At 48.1% G+C, this 2366-nt stretch carries 5 tRNA genes and 2 rRNA genes; all 7 read right to left on the bottom strand.

The features are described 5' to 3' along the window. Positions 1 to 919 (bottom strand): 23S ribosomal RNA (locus tag PMAL9190_RS19730); the annotation flags it as partial. Between the two features lie 320 nt (positions 920 to 1239). After that, positions 1240 to 1315 (bottom strand) — tRNA-Glu (locus PMAL9190_RS19725). A 2-nt stretch (positions 1316 to 1317) separates the two neighbouring features. After that, positions 1318 to 1393: transfer RNA gene (locus tag PMAL9190_RS19720), tRNA-Ala, on the bottom strand. A 37-nt stretch (positions 1394 to 1430) separates the two neighbouring features. Further along, positions 1431 to 1506 (bottom strand) — tRNA-Val (locus tag PMAL9190_RS19715). 69 nt (positions 1507 to 1575) lie between these two features. After that, positions 1576 to 1651, bottom strand: a tRNA-Lys gene (locus tag PMAL9190_RS19710). A gap of 2 nt (positions 1652 to 1653) precedes the next feature. After that, positions 1654 to 1729: transfer RNA gene (locus PMAL9190_RS19705), tRNA-Glu, on the bottom strand. Between the two features lie 101 nt (positions 1730 to 1830). Continuing rightward, positions 1831 to 2366: ribosomal RNA gene (locus tag PMAL9190_RS19700) — 16S ribosomal RNA — on the bottom strand; the annotation flags it as partial.

Genomic DNA, 2366 nt, shown 5'->3' with positions numbered 1-2366 from the left:
TACTTACTGGTATTCGGAGTTTGCAAAGGGTTGGTAAGTCGGGATGACCCCCTAGCCTTAACAGTGCTCTACCCCCAGTAGTATTCGTCCGAGGCGCTACCTAAATAGCTTTCGGGGAGAACCAGCTATCTCCGAGTTTGATTGGCCTTTCACCCCTAGCCACAAGTCATCCGCTAATTTTTCAACATTAGTCGGTTCGGTCCTCCAGTAAGTGTTACCTCACCTTCAACCTGCCCATGGCTAGATCACTCGGTTTCGGGTCTAATCCTAGCAACTATGACGCCCAGTTAAGACTCGGTTTCCCTACGGCTCCCCTAAACGGTTAACCTTGCTACTAAAATTAAGTCGCTGACCCATTATACAAAAGGTACGCAGTCACCCAACAAGTGGGCTCCTACTGCTTGTACGTACACGGTTTCAGGTTCTATTTCACTCCCCTCACAGGGGTTCTTTTCGCCTTTCCCTCACGGTACTGGTTCACTATCGGTCAGTCAGGAGTATTTAGCCTTGGAGGATGGTCCCCCCATGTTCAAACAGGATATCACGTGTCCCGTCCTACTCGATTTCACTAATAAAGCGTTGTTGGTTACGGGGCTATCACCCTGTATCGCGGTACTTTCCAGAACCTTCACCTAACGCTGAACTAACTTAAGGGCTAATCCGGTTTCGCTCGCCGCTACTACCGGAATCTCGGTTGATTTCTCTTCCTCGGGGTACTTAGATGTTTCAGTTCCCCCGGTTCGCTTCATTAACCTATGTATTCAGTTAATGATACTTACTTATGTAAGTGGGTTTCCCCATTCGGAAATCCCAGACTCAAGTGGCTTTTACTGCCTAATCTGGGCTTATCGCAAGTTAATACGTCCTTCATCGCCTCTGACTGCCAAGGCATCCACCGTGTACGCTTAGTCACTTAACCATACAACCCCAAGAGGTCTTGTATGTTCAAACAACCAAGGTTTGCGTTTAATAATCCGATCAAGAAAATATTAAACATTGGTTTTTCGCCGGACTCATTTATTTGTCTTCACTTTAAAAAGTGAAAACAAAATCAAGACACTTGAATGTGTGTTGTTTTGAGAACTCGTTCTTCTTTCGAAGAACATTTTTAAAATCAATCTATCGATTGAATTTACTAGTCAGCTTTCCAGATTGTTAAAGAGCATGTGTCTATCTTTCGACGTCCACTTTTTAAAAGTACTTTAATCTCTTTATTACAAGAGAAATACGTTTAAAAAGTGGCGTCCCGTAGGGGAGTCGAACCCCTGTTACCGCCGTGAAAGGGCGGTGTCCTAGGCCTCTAGACGAACGGGACATTGGTGGAGCTATGCGGGATCGAACCGCAGACCTCCTGCGTGCAAGGCAGGCGCTCTCCCAGCTGAGCTATAACCCCAATATTTTACTTCAAAAGAAGTTCTCCGAAGAGAAGATGGTGGGCGATACCGGGCTCGAACCAGTGACCCCCTCCTTGTAAGGGAGGTGCTCTCCCAACTGAGCTAATCGCCCACGATAGTATCTTATTTATTTCCACTTTAAAAAGTGAAAGCAAATAATATTTCCTTCGTGGAAAGGAAATGGTGGGTCGTGCAGGATTCGAACCTGCGACCAATTGATTAAAAGTCAACTGCTCTACCAACTGAGCTAACGACCCATTGGCGTCCCGTAGGGGAGTCGAACCCCTGTTACCGCCGTGAAAGGGCGGTGTCCTAGGCCTCTAGACGAACGGGACAATGTTCATAACGTAAGTTGTTGGGCAACTTACGTCGGCTCTTTTACATTTCGACCAAGCAATCTGTGTGGACACTGCATAAAACAGCATAAGTCTTTAGGTAAGGAGGTGATCCAGCCCCAGGTTCCCCTAGGGCTACCTTGTTACGACTTCACCCCAGTCATGAACCACACCGTGGTAAACGCCCTCCCGAAGGTTAAGCTATCTACTTCTGGTGCAGCCCACTCCCATGGTGTGACGGGCGGTGTGTACAAGGCCCGGGAACGTATTCACCGTGACATTCTGATTCACGATTACTAGCGATTCCGACTTCATGGAGTCGAGTTGCAGACTCCAATCCGGACTACGACGTACTTTGTGGGATTCGCTTACTATCGCTAGTTTGCAGCCCTCTGTATACGCCATTGTAGCACGTGTGTAGCCCTACTCGTAAGGGCCATGATGACTTGACGTCGTCCCCACCTTCCTCCGGTTTATCACCGGCAGTCTCCCTGGAGTTCCCACCATTATGTGCTGGCAAACAAGGATAAGGGTTGCGCTCGTTGCGGGACTTAACCCAACATTTCACAACACGAGCTGACGACAGCCATGCAGCACCTGTCTCAGAGTTCCCGAAGGCACTAAGCTATCTCTAGCG

It is taken from the genome of Photobacterium malacitanum (genome assembly GCF_900185615.1).
Lineage (GTDB): Bacteria > Pseudomonadota > Gammaproteobacteria > Enterobacterales > Vibrionaceae > Photobacterium > Photobacterium malacitanum.
The sequence above is the reverse complement of the archived record's forward strand: the minus strand, read 5'-3'. Positions and strand labels throughout refer to the sequence as shown.